This is a genomic window from Flammeovirga pectinis (assembly GCF_003970675.1).
Lineage (GTDB): Bacteria > Bacteroidota > Bacteroidia > Cytophagales > Flammeovirgaceae > Flammeovirga > Flammeovirga pectinis.
Map to the genome: position 1 here is coordinate 376,994 of NZ_CP034562.1, position 19,762 is coordinate 396,755.

General features: G+C 31.0%; 20 protein-coding genes. 10 read left to right on the forward strand and 10 right to left on the reverse strand.

The window, feature by feature from the left end:
• Nucleotides 1-103: 103 nt before the first annotated feature.
• The 7 genes from EI427_RS01515 to EI427_RS01545 all read right to left on the reverse strand — a co-directional run bounded on the left by EI427_RS01515 (nt 104) and on the right by EI427_RS01545 (nt 6,932).
• Nucleotides 104-856 carry an ABC transporter ATP-binding protein gene (locus tag EI427_RS01515; RefSeq protein ID WP_126610906.1) on the reverse strand — a complete coding sequence of 251 codons (753 nt, stop codon included), beginning with the start codon at nt 854-856 and terminating at the stop codon, nt 104-106.
• A 3-nt stretch (nt 857-859) separates the two neighbouring features.
• The gene (locus EI427_RS01520) at nt 860-1,591 is read right to left on the reverse strand and encodes an MlaE family ABC transporter permease (protein WP_126618298.1); all 732 of its coding nucleotides are present in this window, start codon (nt 1,589-1,591) and stop codon (nt 860-862) included.
• Between the two features lie 211 nt (nt 1,592-1,802).
• On the reverse strand, nt 1,803-2,780 hold the full coding sequence (locus EI427_RS01525; RefSeq protein ID WP_126610907.1) for a calcium/sodium antiporter: 978 nt from the start codon (nt 2,778-2,780) through the stop codon (nt 1,803-1,805).
• A 74-nt stretch (nt 2,781-2,854) separates the two neighbouring features.
• A complete protein-coding gene (upp, locus tag EI427_RS01530; RefSeq protein WP_126610908.1) occupies nt 2,855-3,508 on the reverse strand; it encodes a uracil phosphoribosyltransferase in 654 nt (217 codons plus the stop codon).
• 515 nt (nt 3,509-4,023) lie between these two features.
• Complete coding sequence (locus tag EI427_RS01535) at nt 4,024-4,275, reverse strand: hypothetical protein (protein ID WP_126610909.1); 252 nt, start codon at nt 4,273-4,275, stop codon at nt 4,024-4,026.
• 39 nt (nt 4,276-4,314) lie between these two features.
• Nucleotides 4,315-4,851, reverse strand: a complete 537-nt coding sequence (locus EI427_RS01540; protein ID WP_126610910.1) for a TlpA family protein disulfide reductase — start codon at nt 4,849-4,851, stop codon at nt 4,315-4,317.
• A gap of 11 nt (nt 4,852-4,862) precedes the next feature.
• A complete protein-coding gene (locus EI427_RS01545) occupies nt 4,863-6,932 on the reverse strand; it encodes a mechanosensitive ion channel family protein (RefSeq protein WP_170178361.1) in 2,070 nt (689 codons plus the stop codon).
• Nucleotides 6,933-6,988: 56 nt separating this feature from the next.
• Between EI427_RS01545 and EI427_RS01550 the strand changes: the two genes are divergently transcribed.
• The 4 genes from EI427_RS01550 to EI427_RS01565 all read left to right on the forward strand — a co-directional run bounded on the left by EI427_RS01550 (nt 6,989) and on the right by EI427_RS01565 (nt 10,575).
• On the forward strand, nt 6,989-7,957 hold the full coding sequence (locus EI427_RS01550; RefSeq protein ID WP_126610912.1) for a glycosyltransferase: 969 nt from the start codon (nt 6,989-6,991) through the stop codon (nt 7,955-7,957).
• A 153-nt stretch (nt 7,958-8,110) separates the two neighbouring features.
• Nucleotides 8,111-8,815, forward strand: a complete 705-nt coding sequence (locus EI427_RS01555) for a tetratricopeptide repeat protein (protein WP_170178362.1) — start codon at nt 8,111-8,113, stop codon at nt 8,813-8,815.
• An 11-nt stretch (nt 8,816-8,826) separates the two neighbouring features.
• Nucleotides 8,827-10,185 (forward strand): sigma-54-dependent transcriptional regulator, encoded by a 1,359-nt coding sequence (locus EI427_RS01560; RefSeq protein ID WP_126610914.1) that lies wholly within the window; start codon nt 8,827-8,829, stop codon nt 10,183-10,185.
• 48 nt (nt 10,186-10,233) lie between these two features.
• Entirely contained in the window at nt 10,234-10,575 is a 342-nt protein-coding gene (locus EI427_RS01565; RefSeq protein ID WP_126610915.1) for an Hpt domain-containing protein, read from the forward strand.
• 46 nt (nt 10,576-10,621) lie between these two features.
• Here EI427_RS01565 and EI427_RS01570 read toward each other — a convergent pair whose 3' ends face one another.
• Complete coding sequence (locus EI427_RS01570; RefSeq protein WP_126610916.1) at nt 10,622-11,548, reverse strand: TM2 domain-containing protein; 927 nt, start codon at nt 11,546-11,548, stop codon at nt 10,622-10,624.
• A 114-nt stretch (nt 11,549-11,662) separates the two neighbouring features.
• On the reverse strand, nt 11,663-13,234 hold the full coding sequence (locus EI427_RS01575) for a hypothetical protein (RefSeq protein ID WP_126610917.1): 1,572 nt from the start codon (nt 13,232-13,234) through the stop codon (nt 11,663-11,665).
• A 208-nt stretch (nt 13,235-13,442) separates the two neighbouring features.
• On the opposite strand from EI427_RS01575, the gene EI427_RS01580 reads away from it, so the two are divergent.
• Nucleotides 13,443-14,597 carry a 2-isopropylmalate synthase gene (locus EI427_RS01580; RefSeq protein ID WP_126610918.1) on the forward strand — a complete coding sequence of 385 codons (1,155 nt, stop codon included), beginning with the start codon at nt 13,443-13,445 and terminating at the stop codon, nt 14,595-14,597.
• 211 nt (nt 14,598-14,808) lie between these two features.
• Nucleotides 14,809-15,468: a hypothetical protein gene (locus EI427_RS01585; protein WP_126610919.1), complete on the forward strand. Its 660-nt coding sequence runs from the start codon at nt 14,809-14,811 to the stop codon at nt 15,466-15,468.
• 428 nt (nt 15,469-15,896) lie between these two features.
• On the opposite strand, the gene EI427_RS01590 is transcribed toward EI427_RS01585, so the two are convergent.
• A complete protein-coding gene (locus EI427_RS01590; protein ID WP_126610920.1) occupies nt 15,897-16,643 on the reverse strand; it encodes a SpoIIAA family protein in 747 nt (248 codons plus the stop codon).
• 126 nt (nt 16,644-16,769) lie between these two features.
• Between EI427_RS01590 and EI427_RS01595 the strand changes: the two genes are divergently transcribed.
• From EI427_RS01595 to EI427_RS01610, 4 genes are all read left to right on the forward strand, one after another.
• Nucleotides 16,770-18,017, forward strand: a complete 1,248-nt coding sequence (locus tag EI427_RS01595; RefSeq protein WP_126610921.1) for a flavin monoamine oxidase family protein — start codon at nt 16,770-16,772, stop codon at nt 18,015-18,017.
• Nucleotides 18,018-18,066: 49 nt separating this feature from the next.
• Entirely contained in the window at nt 18,067-18,630 is a 564-nt protein-coding gene (locus EI427_RS01600; protein WP_126610922.1) for a DUF2911 domain-containing protein, read from the forward strand.
• Between the two features lie 229 nt (nt 18,631-18,859).
• On the forward strand, nt 18,860-19,501 hold the full coding sequence (locus tag EI427_RS01605) for a hypothetical protein (protein WP_126610923.1): 642 nt from the start codon (nt 18,860-18,862) through the stop codon (nt 19,499-19,501).
• Between the two features lie 16 nt (nt 19,502-19,517).
• Nucleotides 19,518-19,757, forward strand: coding sequence for a hypothetical protein (locus tag EI427_RS01610; protein ID WP_126610924.1), 240 nt, complete (start codon nt 19,518-19,520; stop codon nt 19,755-19,757).
• The last annotated feature ends 5 nt before the right edge of the window (nt 19,758-19,762 follow it).

Genomic DNA, 19,762 nt, shown 5'->3' on the forward strand with positions numbered 1-19,762 from the left:
TTTTATGTCTATTGATGTGTGGTAATTAATTGTCGTTTTTTTAAAAAAAAGAACATAAAAAAAGACACTCTATTGAGTGCCTTCATATATAAAATAGCAATATTTATTTCATTCCTTTAAAAGTTCTTACAAGCTTATTTGAAAACAAGAAATCTTGCAATGCTTTTGGTTCAGCATCTAGGATAGTATCTTTATTTCCTTCCCATACTTTATTTCCTTCGTACATAAACATAATATACTCTCCAATTTCCATTACAGAGTTCATATCATGAGAAACGATAACGGTTGTTAGATTGTACTCTAAAGTAATTTCGTGAATCAATTGATCTATCATCCAAGCAGTTTGTGGATCTAGACCAGAATTGGGTTCATCACAAAATAAATATTGAGAGTTCATTACTATAGCTCGTGCAATACCAACACGCTTTTGCATACCTCCACTAATTTCAGAAGGCATTTTGGTTGCGGCATTTTCGAGGCCCACACGTTCAAGGTAAAAATTGACTTTATCATCTTTTTCACTTTCAGACAAGTCGGAATGTATGTTTAGAGGAAACCTTACATTTTCTGCCACTGTCATAGAATCAAAGAGAGCACTCCCTTGAAAAAGCATACCAATTTCTCTTCTTATCTGCTTTTGTAATTGACGAGTAGAAGAATGAAACTCTCTACCATCATATAAAACTGCACCGCTATCAGGAGTAAATAGACCTACAATGGTTTTTAATAATACACTTTTACCTGTACCACTAGCCCCAATTATCATATTTGTTCTTCCTTTTTCAAAAGTCGCACTTATATCATTAAGTACTATTTTGCCTTGAAAGGACTTACGGATATTTTTTACCTCAATCATAGTTTAGCTCAATAAAGTATCTGCAAGAATAAAATCAGCTGCTAGAATGGCAATACAAGAAGTTGTAACAGCTTCTGTACTTGCTAAACCAACCTCAAGTGCTCCACCTTTTACATTATAGCCTTTAAAAGCAGAAATTGAAGTAACTATAAACCCAAATACAAATGATTTAATAATGGCAAACCATATTTCAAAGGGAATAAACGTATTCTGAATACCATATATATAATCTTCGGTAGGAGATAAGTTTCCAAAAATTGTAGCTAACCATCCTCCCCAAATTCCTAAAGAGCCGGCCATTATACATAAGAAGGGTAGCATAATCATTCCTGCTAATATCTTAGGTAAAACTAAGTAAGAGGCAGAATTAATACCCATAACCTCTAAAGCATCAATCTGCTCGGTAATACGCATAGTTCCTATCCCTCCTGAAATTTGAGACCCTACTTTTCCTGCAAAAACAATAGCAGAAAGTGTTGGTGCCATTTCAAGAATCATCATTTCTCTAGTCGCCAATCCAATGATATACCTTGGGAGTAATGGACTAACAATGTTATAAGCCATTTGTAGTGCAATTACAGCTCCTACAAAAAGAGATACAAATCCAATTAAAAAAATGGAATTGATACCTATACTTATACACTCTTGAAAAAATAATCGAAAATATGTACTAAAAGATTCTCTATTTGAGAACATCTTGTGTAAAAAGAGTAAATATTCTCCAAGACGTTTCACCATATCTATCTCATTTTCTATTAAAAAATAATATAAATCAGTTTGATTTAAACATACAAATATAAAGAAGTTAAGCGCATTACATACTTTTTATATGAATATCTATTACTGATAACTACTCAATCTATTGTATTTTTATACTGATGCTTTAAAGAAGTTAAATGCGTTGCTAAAAAGGAGTCTATACTTTACTAAAAGTACAGGCTCCTTTTTAGAATATTGAATAGATGTAATAGCAATAAATTGATAATAATAATGCACCTTCCCATCTATTTAAGTCTTTACCTAAAAACATTAATGGAATAGTTAGAAAAGTGATACCTAACATCCAAATCATATCATAATTATGTATCATATCACTAATATTAATAGGCGTAACCATACTTGTAATGCCTAAAATTGATAAGATATTAAAAATGTTAGATCCCATTAAATTACCTAATGCTAAATCTGTTTCTTTCTTAAATGCAGCTACTGCAGAAGTAACTAATTCTGGTAAACTAGTTCCTATTGCTAAAACTAAAATTCCAACAATTCTTTCATCTAGTTCCAATTGAACGAGGCAAATAGATTTAGCACCATCAATAAACCATTCAGCTCCAAATTTTAACGCAATTATACCAGTAATGATATAAGCTAAATCTTTAGACCAAACTAAAACAGTACTATCTCCTTTATCATCTTCATCTAACTGAAATTCTTCTTCGGCAGTGGCTTGTAATTTGATGTCTGATTTTGTTCTTTTAAATAAAATCAATAAATAAGTTATTAATAATAAAAAGAGAACAAGCCCTTCATCGAACGAAATTACGGAATCAAAAGTAATAAGATATAATATTACAGATGCTCCCATTGCTACAGGCCAATCGAATTTTAGTGTTGTATCACTTACTTTAATAGGATAAATAATGGCTGTTATACCTAATACCATACCTAAATTACAGATATTAGACCCTACTACATTTCCAATAGCTAAATCAGCATTTCCATCTAAAGCAGATTGTAAGCTAATAAAAAGTTCTGGTGCAGAAGTACCAAAAGCAACTATTGTTAAGCCAACAATAATAGCAGGTATTTTAAGTCGTAAAGCCATGTTGGTTGCTCCTTTTACTAAGAGTTCACCACCACCTATTAATACAACCAAACCGCCAATCAGCTCAAGAATGTTGATTATGAGTTTATTTTCCATAATGTAAGTTTTACTAACACATAATGTTAGTGTTTCAGAGTAGAGTAGTTAGAAGAGTAGATAAAGAATGTTGTCTAAAGTTTTTCGCCAAAGCATAAATCTCCAGCATCACCTAAACCAGGAATAATATAAGATTTTGAATTTAGTTCAGCATCAACAGCTCCAAGCCATATACTTGCTTCTACAGGTATATTGTTTTTTACGTAGTCTACACCATCTTGGCTAGCAATTGCTGCCATTATATGTACATGCTTAGGCGTACCATTTTTTAATAAACCTTCTAAAGCTAATAATAAAGATTTTCCTGTAGCTAACATTGGGTCTGCAAGAATAACAACTTTGCCATCTAAATTACCAGAAGCTACATATTCCATGTTTATTTCTACTTCATCTTCTCCAGTACTAGATCTGTAAGAAGCAACAAAGCCACTGTCTGCATGGTCAAAAATATTGAGTACACCTTCATACATTGGTAAACCTGCACGTAATATTGTTGTTACAACTAATTTGTCAGTAATTACTCTAGACTTAGCAACTCCTAGTGGTGTTGTAATATCAGCATCTTGATAATCTAGTGTTTTACTAATTTCATAACTCAATAATTCACCAATACGCTCTAAGTTTCTTCTAAATCTAGCTCTATCAGTTTGAATACTTGGATCTCGTAATTCATTTAAATAGTTAGAACCAACATTAGCTTCTTGGTTTAGAATAAATATTTTTGACATTGTCTTATTTTTTTATTGATATGGTGTATTTAACCCTTTAAAATCAATCTAGTTAATCTTAAAGATTTATACATTATTTCTATAAGCGAAAACTAATTAACTTTTTACGTAATTGGTAACTTATTGAGTGAATACCTTTTAATTTGATAGGTACTTATAAAATAATTATATAGCATGGAGAATAAAGTAATAGTTAGCGTACTTTAAAAAACTATTTACAGTCTTTTTATAAAGTACTTCATTATTGATAATTTACTAAAACTGAAGTGTAAAAAAAAAAGCAAACATCATTCGATATTTGCCTTTTCCAACCAATTCAATTATTTAAACTTTATCTTTACATGTAGTGATAAATCACTCATGGATTTTTCATTGTTATACAATCTCAATGTGCCAAAATATGTCCTTTTAGTGTAACTCACTGATATTGTGATTGTTGATTGTTTTGGTGTTTTTTAATTGTGTACGTATTTGAACGCAAAAAGTGTTGAGTGTACGATTTAAGTTCAAATTTGTTATTTCAAACGATTACCTTGCTGATTTATACTAGAATCAAGTGTTTTATCAATTTGCCAATCGGGTTCAGCAACAATAGTTTCTATATTTTCGAGGCGTTGCTTCAATTCTAAGTTCTCAAGCTGTAATTGTTTGAGTTCTTTTTCAATTTTTTTTGTATTACTATTTCCATTTTTATTTCTAGCACTAGTAAGTATTGCTATAATAGGAATAGATAATGCCATTAGTGGTATAAGAACCCAAGATTCCATAGTAATTAATTTAATAGTTGATAATCAACTGTTTCTGATTTATTTAATTTTAAAAGCTTTTGCTCCTGTTAATAAACGATGAATAGTATCATCTGTAAGAGGGCTTGGCAACTGACTGCCTCCTCCAAGTAATTTACCCTGTTTAGATATAATATAATATCCAGGAATTTCTTTTTGGTCAAAGTGTTCGGAAACGAAACAACTATCACATTTAGGGTAGACGAGTGGTAAGTGAACGCTTTTTCCTTTTAACCCATTCTTATCTTTAAATTCTAACCATTGTTCTTTGATATCACCAACTACATAAAGAAATTCAATATCATTTTTATCATAGAATTGTCTTTGTAATTCTTTTACTTTCTGAACTTCATTCGAAAAGTTAATATCCCATGATGCAGCAAAAACCATAAAAATCACTTTACCATAAAGTGATTTTTTTGTAATTATATAGTCATTTTCTAGTCCAAAACTCTGTAATTGAAAATCAATTTTCATTGGGTCTTGACCATTACTTTCAATGTTGTTTATGTAAATACAAAGTAGAGTAAGAAAGAGTATTTTAGTTACTTTATTCATGTTTCTAATGTTTACATAAACCCAAATGGTTTATTATTTTGTTTTTTCTTCGACTTCTTCTTCTCAGTTTCATGACCTAGCATATAATCTAAACCAGCAGGAGGAATGGCAAATTCTACATCTAACTCATTTGCTGTTTTTATTACGCTACGAATAATTTCGTGTCTAAAGTGTAATTCGTCTCCCCAAGTTGGTGCTTCAAAAAAGATGTAGAATAATATATCATACGAGTAAAGCCCAATGTTATTCAGGTTTACAACATAAAAATCTTTACGAGTGTGAGGGTGATTACGTATTAATTCTTTTAAACGATCAACAAATTCATCTAACTGATCTGGTTTTGTCTCATAACTTACACGGAGTGTTGTTTTGTATCTTCTAAAAATACGCATCCCCATATTATCAATAGTAAAATCTGCCATTCTACTGTTTGGAATAGAAACAACAGAGTTTTCAAAAGTTCTAATTCTTGTTGAACGAAGACCAATTTGTTCTATAGATCCGCTTACTCCATCAGCTTTTACCCAATCTCCAATAATAAACGGGCGATCCATGAAAATCATTATCGATCCAAAAAGATTTCGAATAGTATCCTGAGCAGCTAAGGCTACAGCTACACCACCAATTGATAAACCCGTAAGTAAACCTGTAATATCAAAGCCTAAGGCACTTACAGTAAATACTAAACCTATAATTATGATGAACAATTTAGCTGACATTCCAAAAAATGGAGCAAACCCTCTCTGAATTTGATCTTCATTTTCATTTGCCTTTTTCAGCCAGAAAGCTACCCACAAATCAATTAGATTATAGAAAAAGCGAACAACTTGGAATACACTATAAACTTTTAACCCTGTAATTAAAAACTGAAGTTCATGAATTGATAATTCTAAACTTGGAGAAATCAGTTTATAGTAATAACAAATTATTACAATCATTGCAGAGCGTAACATTCCTCTAGCATATTGCCTTTCATTCTTAGTATTCGGTACCCAACTGAGTAGCCAAAGAACTAGGTTAGAAACAAGTATTATAATTAGCCAAGCACTTATTAGCATTATTGTAATACTAGTAATTTGCCATAGTTCTAGTCCTAAAACTTCATCTCTAGCATACGCGCCTAAAGGCTTTCTTAAAATACTACCAACAGATTCTAATCCTTCTGTACCAATAGGGAAAACTTGTCTGTGTTTGTTCTCAATTAATAGAATACTAGATTCTGAGAACATCCATTTATCTTTATACTTTTCTAGATAAAAATCAGGGAGTTGTTTATCTAAAACATATATTTCTTTATTGTGTCTTAGAGTATCTCTAAAGTTTTTATCGTCAGGAATTTCCTCTATTTCAATCCATAAGCCCATTCCATCATAGATTTGCTTTAACTTCATGGCTAAAGCAATTCTATCTTCCAAAGATACAGTAACAGACTCGAGTGCCTTTGCTGCTATTTCTGGATGGTAATTATCATCTTGTTGAAAAGCAAAAAATGTTGTAATTGTTGCTTTAGGGTTACTTAAATCAAATTTAGGTACAGATACCTTTATAATAGGTTTATGTTTAGGCGGAGCAGGTTTATTAATAGTTACAGTTTTTCCAGAAGAGTCTGTTTGCGTAACTTGAATAGAATCTGGTTTAGATTTACTTGGTTTTGGCTTTTTAGGAGGTAAAGCGGCAGGGTAATACCTTCTAAATACAGTATTGATTTCTCGAACAGATTTAGGTGAATACACCCAATTAGCATCTTCTCTTATTAAATAAATTTCAGGAATATCTTCAAAGATGGTATAGATATAATCGCCATCTTCATTTCTGTAATTTCTTCTATTAGAGATATCATCTAGGTCTAAATTACCATGTTTATCGTAAATTTGTTTTAGCTTAATCGCTAATCCTATTTTTTGTTCAATAGTATAATCATCTCCTCCAAGTGTTTTAGCAGCAACTTCTGGGTTATATACACCAGAAGATGGGTTAAGATATCCAATGTGAGAAACAATGGTTTTATATGGAGATTTGGTACTAAACTTTAAATTTGTAAACTGAGCTTGTACCGAAATAGAAAATAAAAGAAACAGCATTATAAAATTAATGCTTACTTTTTTTGATGTACTAGATTTTTTTAAAAAATACATATATGTCAAATACGCCCTTAGTGACAGTAATTTGTTTGAGTTATAATCATGAAAACTTTATTGACGAAGCAATTGGATCTATCGCCAAACAGACTTATTACAATATAGAAATTATTATTATAGATGATGCTAGTAAAGATCAATCTGTAGGTAAAATTAAGTCCTCACTGCAAAAATACAATTTAACTTCTACTTTTCTTAAATTAACTGATAACATTGGAAACTGTAAAGCATTTAATAAGGGGTTAGTAAAAGCCAATGGAAAATATATTATAGATTTTGCATTAGATGATGTTTTATTACCGAATAGAATAGAAGACGATGTTGCTTTTTTTGAATCTTTAAATGATGATTTTGGAGCAATTTTTTCTGATGCAGCAAGTATAGATAGCAAAGGGAATAAAATAAAAAGTAGTTTCTTTACTCGTAACGCAAACGGTACATTAGCTGTTCCAATTAAATCAGGTGATTTATACGAGAGAATACTACAAACTCCACCCTTATTTTCTGCACCAACAATTACATTTAGAGGCTCACTTTTAAAAGAACTCGGTGGATATGATGAATCACTTGCTTACGAAGATTATGATATTTGGATAAGGCTATCAAGAAACTATAAATTTGCTTTTTATGATACTCTTACAACTCTAAAACGTGATGTTCCTTCTTCTTTATCAAAACATTTTTATAAAGTTAGAGGTAATGTACTTCTTAGATCAACGCTTAAAATTTGTGTGAAAGCTAGAAAAATAAATAAATCACAGCAAGAGAATCAAGCATTAAATCAATCGATAAGATACCATATGCGTATGGCTTTTTTTACTGAAAATTTCTATACCACACTAGGTTATGCTAGTGTATTGAATAAAGATAATGCTTTAAATTTAGTCGATAAATGTGTTGTACTAGGAACAAGATTACACATTCCGATGGCTAGGTTCTATAAATTTTATCAAACAAAAAGAAAGTAACTATTGATTTACTGAAATTTTATAGCTGTCGATTTAGAAAAAGGTAGAATTAAAAATTACGATAACATTTGTGTTAGTACTTAAGAACATAAATTTTTCTACTTTTGTGAAATGAACATTAAACAGACGACAAACCTACTAATCTTTTTTATAATGTTAGTATTTACATCTTGCGGACCATCTTCAGAAGATCTTACAAACCAAGGCAAGAAAAAATTATCAGAAAATAAATTTAAGGAGGCTATTTCATTATTTGATGCTGCAATTAAGGAAAATGCAAGTAATATGGATGCCTACAATTCTAGAGGTTATGCTCACATGGCTTTAGAAGAATATAGCAAAGCGAATAGTGATTTCTCTAAAGCGATAGATATTTATGTAGAGACAGAAGAAGACGTTCCAAATGCATACCGTTTCTATTATAATAGAGGAAATGTTAAACGTTTTCAGAACGATAATAAAGGAGCAGTAATTGACTATACTCAAGCAATTCAATTAGATGCTACTATTTATGATATTTATTTAAATAGAGGTTTAGCAAATGCTGAGGTAGAAGGTTTTACAGCTTCTGTTCAAGATTTTGATAAAGCAATAGATTTGGCAAATGGGTCAGATAAGCGTATCTTTTTACATAAAGCTAGAATATTGATGTTGTCAAAACAATTTGATTTAGCAATTGCTTCATTAGATAAGGCAATAGCATTAGATCCTAATTATGGAGAAGCATATTATTATAAAGCACTTAGTTTAAGCGGAAAAGTAGGTAAAGCAGACGAGAAAGTATGTAAAATGCTAGCAATGTCCGAGTCTTTAGGTTACGCAGAAGCTTCTGCAGCTTTAGCAAAATACTGTAACTAAAACAGTCATAGATGAACCCTCAAGAAAGTTTTAAAATTTTTGCATTAGAAGATAGCCCAGTTTTCTCTAAAATGCTCCACTACATTTTATCTATGGATGATGAACATGAAGTGGTGATGTTTACAGAGGGGAAACAGCTATTACTAGCATTAGAAAATGAAAAACCTTCTGTAATTACGGTCGATTATTCTTTACCAGATATGACCGGAGAAGAGGTGATTCAGAAAATATCTGCTCGACTTCCAAATGTACCTGTAATTGTAATTTCTGGACAAACAGATGTTCAAACTGCTGTAACACTGTTTAAATATGGAGTATATGATTACATAACAAAGGAAGAAGACATACGTGAACGCTTGTTGAATGCGCTTAACAAGATAAAAACGAGGCAATCTTTAGAAGTAGAAGTTGCTTCTTTAAGAGAAGAATTATCGAGTAAATACGAATTTGATAAGTCGATTATTGGAAACAGTAAGTCGATGAAAAAAGTATTTACAATGTTACATAAAACAGTAAATAACAATATTACTGTATCTATTACTGGAGAAACTGGAACAGGTAAAGAAGTAATAGCCAAAGCAATTCATTACAATTCTACCAGACAAAACAGACCTTTTGTAGCCGTTAACATTGCAGCAATACCTACACCTCTTTTAGAAAGTGAACTTTTTGGTCACGAAAAAGGAGCTTTCACAGGTGCTATTGCAAAGCGTGTTGGTAAGTTTGAAGAAGCAAACGGGGGTACTATTTTTCTTGATGAAATAGGAGAAATGGACATCAGTCTTCAAGCAAAATTACTACGTGTTATTCAAGAACGAGAGGTGGTAAGAATTGGAGGTAGTAGTATAGTTAAATTAGACGTTCGCATTGTAACAGCAACGCATAGAGATCTCTCTAAAGAAATGAAAGAACATCGTTTTAGAGAAGATTTATACTACAGATTACTTGGATTGCCCATTTATTTACCTCCTTTAAGAGAGAGAGATAACGATGTGATTTTATTGGCAAAGCATTTGTTAAAACAATTTAGAAAGGAAAATGCAATTGATAAAATTCAGATTTCACCTGAGGCTAATTATAAATTATTAGACTACCATTTTCCTGGAAATATTAGAGAACTTAAAGCAATTATAGAGCTGGCCGCAGTTATGTGCGATGATAATGTGATCACTGCTGATGATATCCAACTAACTGGATCTTCTGATGTTGAGTCAATTTTATCAAAAGAAATGACATTGAAAGAATATAATTTTGAAATAATCCGTAGATTTCTAAAAAGATATGATGATAATGTTGCTTCTGTCGCAAAAAAATTAGATGTTGGAAAGGTAACTATCTATCGTTACCTAAAAGAAATGGATCAATATTAACTACTTTAGCCAATTCATAATTTATGTAATTGTGAATCACACACAGCAATGGAGAAAACAAGAGTTGATTTATCTTACCTAGAGACTTTTACAGGAGGGGATAATACATTAATTACAGAAATGATGGAGCGTTTTTTAATCGATGCCCCAGAACAACTCAATGAAATTACAGAGAGTATTCAGGCACAAGATTGGAAATATGCTTATAAGAGGTTACATAACTTCAAATCATCTGTTAACTTTTTAGCTATTCAGTCTATCAAAGACTTAGTGTTGGAAATGGAAAGAATGGCAAAAGAAGAAAGAGACGTAGCTACATTACCAGAGAAGTATGTACTTCTATCTGGAGAATGTGAGTTACTCATGGAAGAAATACGAACGAGAATCTAATAGTAAAAGGGTTGAAATGAACGAAATCATTTCAACCCTTTTTTAATTATGAAATTTGATGAGGTAATATCTCTGTAATATAGTTTTCATCAATTGCTTTGCCATAATATGCAGATAGCTTAGCGTGGTTATTTTTTTCTAAATGAAGTAATAAGTCCCGTTCTTCATTTAAATAACTCCATACTATTGTATGCTCTGCAGTAATGATATCTCCTTCAGCCATATCAAACTTATGCCCCTTTTTTGTGATTTCCTTATAGAACCGATGTCCTTTGAAATATAAAATATTAGGAGGTGTTCCAAACTGTTGGATTTTCTTTTCAATCTCAGGATCTACCTGATAGATATTTGTTTTTACTTTCCATTCTACTTTTTTAAACAAACCCTCGTTTGTAAAAGATAGAATTTGTTCTTCAAGGTCAGCAATACATCTAAATTGTCTCTGACTAGATTCGTTCTCTACATCAAATTGATATTCAGAAATTACTTGCCATGTTTTTCCTTCTAAATCTAACAGAAAACCAGGTTTTAAATGGTCTATTGTTGTTTGAGTCGGATCGAACTCAGGAATATCTAACGATTTAGGTACTCGCGTAACTTGTGTTTTCTGAGGTTGAGGAGGAGTAATATTAATTTTATACTTCTCTGCAATATCCTTAAATACCTCTACCGCTACTCTGCGGTTAAACTCAACCATATCACTAGGCATAGTGAATAACATTACGAGCCACCATATACCAAACCCTCCACCAGAAATCCAAAATAGAAACTGCTGAAACCATTTACCGGCATAACCGAGCGAAAATGGAATAGGGAAAAAGTGAGCAAGATACATTACAAGTGTTGAACGTTTACAGGATCGAAATTCTGCAATAAACTCGTACTGTGCTTTCTCTGGTAGTTCTTTTAGTTTGATAGCTAGTGAGTAGGGTAAGTACTCAGCATAGCGTTTTGGTACAATTAATTTTGACATCTAGATAATTATTTATGATAGTTGCTTTATTCGTTAAAATAAAGGTTAATGTATATTCTAATTTACACGAAATTTATATCATATAGTTGCGGTAAATCTTAGAATTAATAGCTCTTAATTAGGATATTCTTCTCCGAGAATAATTTTTGCTTTTTCTTGAATGATTTCTTGAACGGTCTTTTTCTCAATTTTACCTTCTAGCCAAGAAATTATATCGAAATACATAAAAGGATATTTTTCGAACTGATCATCTTCTAAAGGAACAAGAAGATCTCTCAATTGCTTAAATGCCCTCATTAGCTCTTGTTCATTCATATTTCTAGATAACTTTTTCAAGAAACCCATAATATACTTTTGGAATTTAAAGAGATTGTCTTTTCGCAACATAAATCGATAGGTAGATTTTACGTAATAGTCTACCAAATCTGTATTGCCCATTTCGTAATGACAGATCAGATTTACAATACGAGCAAAAACGTGGACATCTTCTCTTACATCCATTTCAAGAGCATCAGAATTAATGATTCTATTTAACCATTTGGATGATAAACGGAAGTCGTTTGCACCAAAGTATAAACATGCAATTTTATAATAAAGGATTAGACGAGAATGCTTATTAATTTTAGAAATAAAGAACTCTATATTATTTAAAAGTGCATTTAACCTTTGAACACCACCCGTAAAATCACCTAACATAAACAAGCGGTTAAACTCATGAATGTAAGAGTATTTAAGCAACTTCATTTTAATGTTCTCACTTAAATCAACTTTATTCATTAATCGAATTTTACGGAAAAGAGACTTTGTGTTTACAAAATCTTTGTACTTATTCAATTTATACTGACCAATTAATACATTATTTATAGCATTAATATAGAGGTCTAACTTGTTGTGAATTATATCATTATCGTTCTCAAAAACAGCTAAATACTTTAAAGCATATTCGTAGCCTTTATCTACATTATGAGTAAAATAATAGAAGCCAACATATAGATCGTACAATGATAACTTCTCATTTATAGACAATGTATTTTCATCTATAGATAGCGTGTTATGGTCTACTAGTTTTATAGCCTGGTTTAGATCTTTTTGAGATTTGACATAACCAACTTTTAGGTAAAAAGCATTAAGTCTAGCAGAAATATTTGAGAATGTATTGATATGATTAATTCTATCGTTTACATCTTGAACTTCTTGAATTAATTTATTTACTCTTCTTTGGTTGTGTCTATCTAACGTGTGAGCCAACAAACTCTTTTCCCAACGTAAGATTTCTAATAAGAGCTCAAGGTGATCACTCTTTTGTGCTTTTTTCTTTGATTTCCTTAAAATATCAGCACATTGATCATACAGACCTCTATTGTATAAAAGTTCTGAATGGTCTATCATTTCTCTAATTTCAGCATCTTCCATTTTTGTAAGGTGGAATTGCCTTAAAGCTTGCAATATTCGTTTATATAAATGAGCCTTTAAATTAGAGAACTGTGCAGGCTTTAATTCTTTTGTTGAAGCCAATAAAGTGTCTTCATCAAATATCTCTTGTTTGTCTATTAAGTCAAATAATAGCATAAACTTTTTAGAAGCATTTGTGTTTGTTTCGTTAGAAACAAGCTTAAAATAGCGCTTCTCACTTCTTGACATCGACTTAATCAGTTGATAAAGATGATTTGATCTTTCTTTAGGCATCGTATTTATTATAAACGTTTATAATGCTTATGAATGATCAAATTTACATTCTATTGTAGTTAAATGATAATTAAACATCGTAAAATGTTATTTTTTTAGTTTTTGATGCTTTTTATCACCTTTTACATTAGCATTATCATAACGATAATAATAATTGTAATTATTTCTAAGATATAACAGATACACTTTTAAATAAGTGTTAAAGCCTATGAACGATAAAGTATTTATTTTCGACACAACATTACGAGATGGAGAACAGGTACCTGGTTGCCGTTTAGACACCGCTGAAAAGCTAGTAATTGCACGTGCCCTCGAAAATCTAGGCGTTGATATTATAGAAGCTGGTTTTCCAATTTCAAGTCCTGGTGACTTTGAAGCTGTGAACCAAATTGCAAGGGTAATACAAAATACAACTGTTTGCGGTTTAACAAGAGCCGTTAGAAAAGATATTGAAGTAGCAGCAGAAGCTTTAAAGCCTGCAAAACGACCAAGAATCCATACAGGAATTGGTACTTCAGATCAGCATATATTTACAAAATTGAGACTTGATAGAGATCAAGTAATCGAAAAAGGAGTTGCAGCTGTAAAATTAGCGAAAACATTTGTTGAAGATGTTGAGTTTTATGCAGAGGATGCAGGTAGAACTGATAACGAGTATTTGGCTCGAGTCATTGAATCTGTAATTGCAGCAGGTGCTACAGTAGTAAATATTCCTGATACAACAGGTTATTGTATTCCCGAGGAATATGGTGCGAAAATCAAATTCTTAAAAGAGAACGTAAAAAATATAGATAAAGCTATTATTTCAACACACTGCCATAACGATTTAGGTATGGCTACAGCTAATTCTTTAGCTGGTGTAAGTAATGGTGCTCGCCAAATTGAATGTACTGTAAATGGTATTGGTGAGCGTGCTGGTAATACTTCTATGGAAGAAGTAGTAATGGCAATGAGAAAGCATAACATGCTGAATTTTGAAACTGCTATTCATACTCAAAAGATTTATGAAATTAGTCGTTTAGTATCAGACACGATGCGTATGCCTATTCAACCTAACAAAGCAATTGTTGGTGATAATGCATTCTCACATTCATCTGGAATACACCAAGATGGTGTAATTAAAAGCAGAGACAACTATGAGATTATTGACCCTGCAGAAGTAGGTGTTTCACAATCTTCTATTGTTTTAACTGCCAGAAGTGGTAGAGCAGCACTTTTCTATCGTGTTCAAAAATTAGGTCATACATTAGGCCACGATGAATTAGAGCTTGCTTATCAAGAGTTCGTTAAAATGGCAGATACTTTACAGACTGTCGAAGATGAGCATCTTGAGAAATTACTTCAACTTGTAAAAGTAGCATAGTCTACATCACAAGTACTAAAAAGAATTTATGTTTATATGTGTTTATATATGGTTTAAAACCATTTATGGTTAGTATGTGGTAAGTGCGGCTTCCGTTTGGAGGCCGTTCTTTTTTTGCCTAAAAATTAATATGTTAATACGATTGAACCAAATTGGCTGATAATTAGCATCGTATGTCTTAAGAATATACAAAAACAAAATTATTATTCTTATGAAAAAAATATTAATACTTTCAGTTTTAGCCTTCAATTTATTTTCATGTAAAGAAAAAGAAGAACTAAAGCCTATTATTAAGGAAGATAAGGTAATACTTGTTGATCAAGTTTCAGATGTCAAATCAGAAGATGAAACTGACAAAACTGAAGTAAAAAAAATAGACACAAAAAAAGAAACTTCTACTGATAAAAAGACAGTAAAGCCAAGTGAGCAAAAGAAAAAAGATACATCAAATAAAGTAGTAAATACGCATAAACCTGTTTCAGCTACTGCAGTTACTAAGACATCTAAGAAACGTATTTTAAGTTCAAGTGGACAAGCAATTTTTGTAGATGGATCATCTAATGCAAATAACCTAACTGCTGATCAGTATTTTATTTTGAAAAATCAAGCTGAAAAGGATGCTAAAATTAGAGAAAAGAATCTTACAAAAGCTAAAGAAAGAGGAGTTGTTCTAAGAAACTTAAAAGTTGAGTTAGAAGATTTAAAAAAGAATAAAGCTGATCAATTAATTATAGATAGTAAGACACAAGAATATAATAAAATTAATATTCAAGTATTGCAAATAGCTGTAGCTATTAAGTTATTAGATGACAGTAATACTTCACAAAAATCTTTGACTAGGTTAATTATAATGTATGGCATTACCGAATAATAAAGCAACGAAAAATCTTTTATAAAAGAACACCTACTATTAAGATATGGATTATTCCAAACCTTGATAGTAGGTGTTTTTTGTTGCTGATAACCTTAAGACTCACTAAAAATAAACCTGTTTTTTAGCAGGTTTATATCTGTTTAAAAAGAGCTAGGTTACTGTAAATCATCATGAGTTTAGTAAATGGCACCCATTATATTTGTAATGTAATAAAGAGAAAGTAATACATTCATTTCATATTAAATATAAAACAGCACCGATAAGCAGTTTACTTTAGTGTTCACCTATTTTTCTTATCGGTAATTTAAAAGTGTACTATTAATACCAATTCAATTATTAAACTAACCTATTATCAACTTATAGTTCCAATTAGTGTAATCTTACTTTATAAATGACATTCTTTTATTTTAAGAGGATGTCATTTTTTATTTAATGTTAAGCCATGTAGTAGCTCTAACTTTATCATTTTTAGAAAAATATTCTATGTTAACACCAGGTGTTAAAACATCTCCTACGCGAGTAAGAATATCCATCCAATCACTATTACCAATAATGGCAATTTTATTTAATTTACTGTAATATTTAATCCCTGTTTTAAAATCATCCCATACAGAAGCAATAGAAGAATATCCTTCAAAACCAGCGAATTCTAAATATAAATTTAAAGGTTTTTCTGAATTGATTTGTTGAAAGAATTCATTATCAATTGCAACGTATTCTTGAGGGGTAATTTTGCCCGTTAATTTATAAGCTAAAAAGTTATCTCCAGCATCAGTTTCTATCTTTTTGATACCTGGAACAAATGCCTCTTCTTTTTGTAAAAGCCAGATCAATGCGTTATCTCGGTCTTCGGAACTAAAATATTTAATAGGAATATTTGGAAGGATAAAATCTGCCAATCCAGATATGTTTTTAAGCCAATCCATATCGCCTATAATGGCATATTTTGCGACAACTTGAGTCGCTTTTATTTTTTTCTGAATAGCATCAAAAAAACTTTTATAACTATCTATTCCATCAATATTTTTTATTTCTCCTAGAAGTTTAACTTTTCCTGCTTCAGCTTTAAGAGTTAATGCATCGTAAAATTGATTAATGCCTTCTCTATCTATTTCACCATCAACTGTAAAGCCTAATACTTGTGCACCTAAAGATGTGTTAATTGTAATCATATAATTTTAAATTTTTATGGATGTTTTACTGAATATACGTGATATTCTAACGAGGGATGCGTTATTTCTAATTTTTTTATAGTACTAGTTTTACTAATTTCAGTTCATCAATTAAATCAGATAAAAATGAAAGTAGCAATAATAGGTGGAGGGGTAGCTGGATTGTATGCAGCATCAATTCTAAAAGATAGAAATTATACTGTTCAATTATTCGAAGCAACCGACCGATTAGGAGGTAGAATATATACAAAACAATTACATGAACATCAATTTATAGAATTAGGAGCCGCTGAAATTCATGGTAAATCTGCAGTTATACATGAAATGTTAACGCATCTAGGACAAAAATTAGAGCCTATTGTAGGAGATGAATTTGTTTGGTTTAATAAACACCTAATAGATACGGAACGCTTACTTGATTTACCATCGATAATACAAGAAATATTTAATTATTTCGAGAATATAGATTTAGAAACTTTTGATGGAACAGTTCTTCAAGCATTAAAACAAAAAGGGCTTTATAATGCACAAGTGCGCCATATTATTAGGGGTATTTTGAGTGAGTATAGTACTGATGCAGAAAAAGCACATGCGTTTTCATTAGGAGAAGATGAATGGAGATGGTCTTCTGGTGATAGAAACTATTTTAGTTGGGGAAAATATAGTGATGCTGTAGATTTTTTCGTGAAGAAATTAAAAAGTAATATTTTCACTTCTTCTGCAGTTGTGGATGTCAATTATTTAGAGAATAATGTACAGTTGCTTCTACATGATGGAACTGTTCATACTTTTGATAAAGTGATTATTACAGCATCTTTAGGAGCATTAAAAGAGAAAAAAATAAACTTCACTCCAGTATTACCTCAAAATAAACTAATTGCTATAGAAACTTTAGGTTTTGGTAAAGGTAGAAAGTTATTTATAGAATTTAATTCGCCATTCTGGGAAGAAGATACTGTAGAAATAATTGGAGGAGAAAAATGTCCAATGTATTTAATTAGACCTTCTCACCCTAACCACATCGTAGCATTTTTAATGGGAGATGCCTCTGAAGAATTTAACCAGTTAAATGACGATGAATTAGCTGAAATATTAATCAATGAGCTTGATGAAATGTATCCAAAACAGCAAGTAATGGTATTATATAAAAGTCATTTTGGTCAAGATTGGAGTAAACAACAATACACTTGTGGAACATATTCTTTTGCTACAAAAAATGCAAACGAGCATAGAGCTGCACTTAAAGAACCTATCAATAATAAAATATTCTTTATAGGGGAGGCATGCCATACTAACGGACATGTAGCTACGGTACATGGTGCTATGGAAACTGCAGAAGAAGTTGTGGAAAATTACTTTGCAATAAATGTATGATTTTTGTTAATAGATAGATATTAACTAAATACTAAAAACATCCAATCTGATGAGAAAAGCTTTTAAAATATTTATTGGTGTTGTAATAGCATTGGTTTTATTAATCTATGCAGGGCAATACTTTATGATTAAAGAGACAAAAAAACATAGTCCTAAAGTAGAAGAAAGTTATGCTTTTGGCACTACAGAAATCAATATTTCGTATTGCTCACCTTTTAAAAAAGGAAGAATAATTTTTGGTAACTTAGTTCCATACGGTCATGTTTGGAGAACTGGAGCTAATGGACCTACTGTAATCTCAACAAATGTAGATTTAGAAATTAATGGTAAAATATTACCTGCAGGAGAATATACTTTATGGACCATCCCAGAATCTGATCATTGGCAAGTAATCTTTAATTCTAAAATAAATGATTGGGGAGTACAATTTGGAGGTAAAGCAAGTAGAGATGCTACTTTTGATGTACTAGAGGTAACTCAAAGTGTAAAATACTTAGATACTTCTGTAGAAAGTTTTAAAATTTGGGTGGATGCCGATTCGGAAAAAGAAGCGTATTATTTGCATTTTTCTTGGGATAAAATTCAGGTAGATCTAACAATGAACAAACAGTAGGTTAGAAAGTTTGTAAGACAAAAATAATAGTCTAAAAATTATAATTTGAGGCAATTCTTTTACTTTATTACACAAAGTGAAAGGATTGCCTCTTTGTATTTGTACTTTTTCAAAAGTAATTAGTATATTATATTAGATTTTAATCAAATCACTTAAGTTTTCTGATAAATACAATAGGATTATATAGAGAACTTTTTGACAAATGAACCAACGTATTTAAGTGAATAAAATGACAACGGCAAAGATTACTTTAGAAGAATATCTTAATAATAAAAAGGTAAAGTTTTTAAGAATACCTAGAATATTTAAAGATGGTTCTCGTGTTATTGGAGCAATGTGGGAAGCAATTGAGGGAATTGAAGAGTTTCAAGAAAAAGGTGACCCGTCTCAATTATTTATTCGTTTATACTTTGATGAACAGGAAAATAGCATTTTAATGCAAGAGACAAGGTTTGCAATGTCTATGGTATTTCCTGTTAAAGTTGATGGTGATTTGGTTACAATTGATTTATTGGATTTCATGAGTGCATTAAGAAAATTTGCTCAGAAGTTACCTGTAGAGAGAGAACCTATTGCTGAGATTTTAGAATTTATATTGTACTCATGTTATTATGGCTATGATAATAAAAGTGCTGAAATTTTAGCTAAGAAAATCTCTAATGCAGCCTATTTAAATGGTAAGGGTGAAACTGATGAGGAAGGATTTCATGAGATTGTAAATGCACTATATGAACCTCCTAAGGAGTTTTTTGTCGATAAATATGTCGATGGGAAGATTCTAGAAATAATTGAAGTTCAAGAGCAAGTGTATGACAATTTACCTGCTGTTTTATGGATATTACGTAAACATATTGTTCAAGATAGAAGTTAGGTTAATTAATAATCCAATGATAGAATTATCAAAAAAAGACAAAGATTTGAGCTTATCAATAGCTGATGTATTGATTAATGCTCAGGGAATGCAATCAGAAGAAGAAGTAGAAGATTTACCAAAAGATCAGTTATTACAATTGATAAAAAGTGAAGGTGCAACGGAAGCTGTTTCTGATGTTTATTTAAGAACTTTTAGAGGGATTCTTAAGTTTGATGTAGCTTATCTGCTTCGTTCAAATAGATGCTGCTCTTAGTATTT

Excerpts from the sequence above, each read along its gene's own strand:
- EI427_RS01515 (WP_126610906.1), bottom strand. The coding sequence starts at position 856 with ATGATTGAGGTAAAAAATATCCGTAAGTCCTTTCAAGGCAAAATAGTA.
- EI427_RS01525 (WP_126610907.1), bottom strand. The coding sequence starts at position 2,780 with ATGGAAAATAAACTCATAATCAACATTCTTGAGCTGATTGGCGGTTTG.
- upp (WP_126610908.1), bottom strand. The coding sequence starts at position 3,508 with ATGTCAAAAATATTTATTCTAAACCAAGAAGCTAATGTTGGTTCTAAC.
- EI427_RS01535 (WP_126610909.1), bottom strand. The coding sequence starts at position 4,275 with ATGGAATCTTGGGTTCTTATACCACTAATGGCATTATCTATTCCTATT.
- EI427_RS01540 (WP_126610910.1), bottom strand. The coding sequence starts at position 4,851 with ATGAATAAAGTAACTAAAATACTCTTTCTTACTCTACTTTGTATTTAC.
- EI427_RS01545 (WP_170178361.1), bottom strand. The coding sequence starts at position 6,932 with ATGCTGTTTCTTTTATTTTCTATTTCGGTACAAGCTCAGTTTACAAAT.
- EI427_RS01550 (WP_126610912.1), top strand. The coding sequence starts at position 6,989 with ATGTCAAATACGCCCTTAGTGACAGTAATTTGTTTGAGTTATAATCAT.
- EI427_RS01555 (WP_170178362.1), top strand. The coding sequence starts at position 8,111 with ATGTTAGTATTTACATCTTGCGGACCATCTTCAGAAGATCTTACAAAC.
- EI427_RS01560 (WP_126610914.1), top strand. The coding sequence starts at position 8,827 with ATGAACCCTCAAGAAAGTTTTAAAATTTTTGCATTAGAAGATAGCCCA.
- EI427_RS01565 (WP_126610915.1), top strand. The coding sequence starts at position 10,234 with ATGGAGAAAACAAGAGTTGATTTATCTTACCTAGAGACTTTTACAGGA.
- EI427_RS01570 (WP_126610916.1), bottom strand. The coding sequence starts at position 11,548 with ATGTCAAAATTAATTGTACCAAAACGCTATGCTGAGTACTTACCCTAC.
- EI427_RS01575 (WP_126610917.1), bottom strand. The coding sequence starts at position 13,234 with ATGCCTAAAGAAAGATCAAATCATCTTTATCAACTGATTAAGTCGATG.
- EI427_RS01580 (WP_126610918.1), top strand. The coding sequence starts at position 13,443 with ATGAACGATAAAGTATTTATTTTCGACACAACATTACGAGATGGAGAA.
- EI427_RS01585 (WP_126610919.1), top strand. The coding sequence starts at position 14,809 with ATGAAAAAAATATTAATACTTTCAGTTTTAGCCTTCAATTTATTTTCA.
- EI427_RS01590 (WP_126610920.1), bottom strand. The coding sequence starts at position 16,643 with ATGATTACAATTAACACATCTTTAGGTGCACAAGTATTAGGCTTTACA.
- EI427_RS01595 (WP_126610921.1), top strand. The coding sequence starts at position 16,770 with ATGAAAGTAGCAATAATAGGTGGAGGGGTAGCTGGATTGTATGCAGCA.
- EI427_RS01600 (WP_126610922.1), top strand. The coding sequence starts at position 18,067 with ATGAGAAAAGCTTTTAAAATATTTATTGGTGTTGTAATAGCATTGGTT.
- EI427_RS01605 (WP_126610923.1), top strand. The coding sequence starts at position 18,860 with ATGACAACGGCAAAGATTACTTTAGAAGAATATCTTAATAATAAAAAG.
- EI427_RS01610 (WP_126610924.1), top strand. The coding sequence starts at position 19,518 with ATGATAGAATTATCAAAAAAAGACAAAGATTTGAGCTTATCAATAGCT.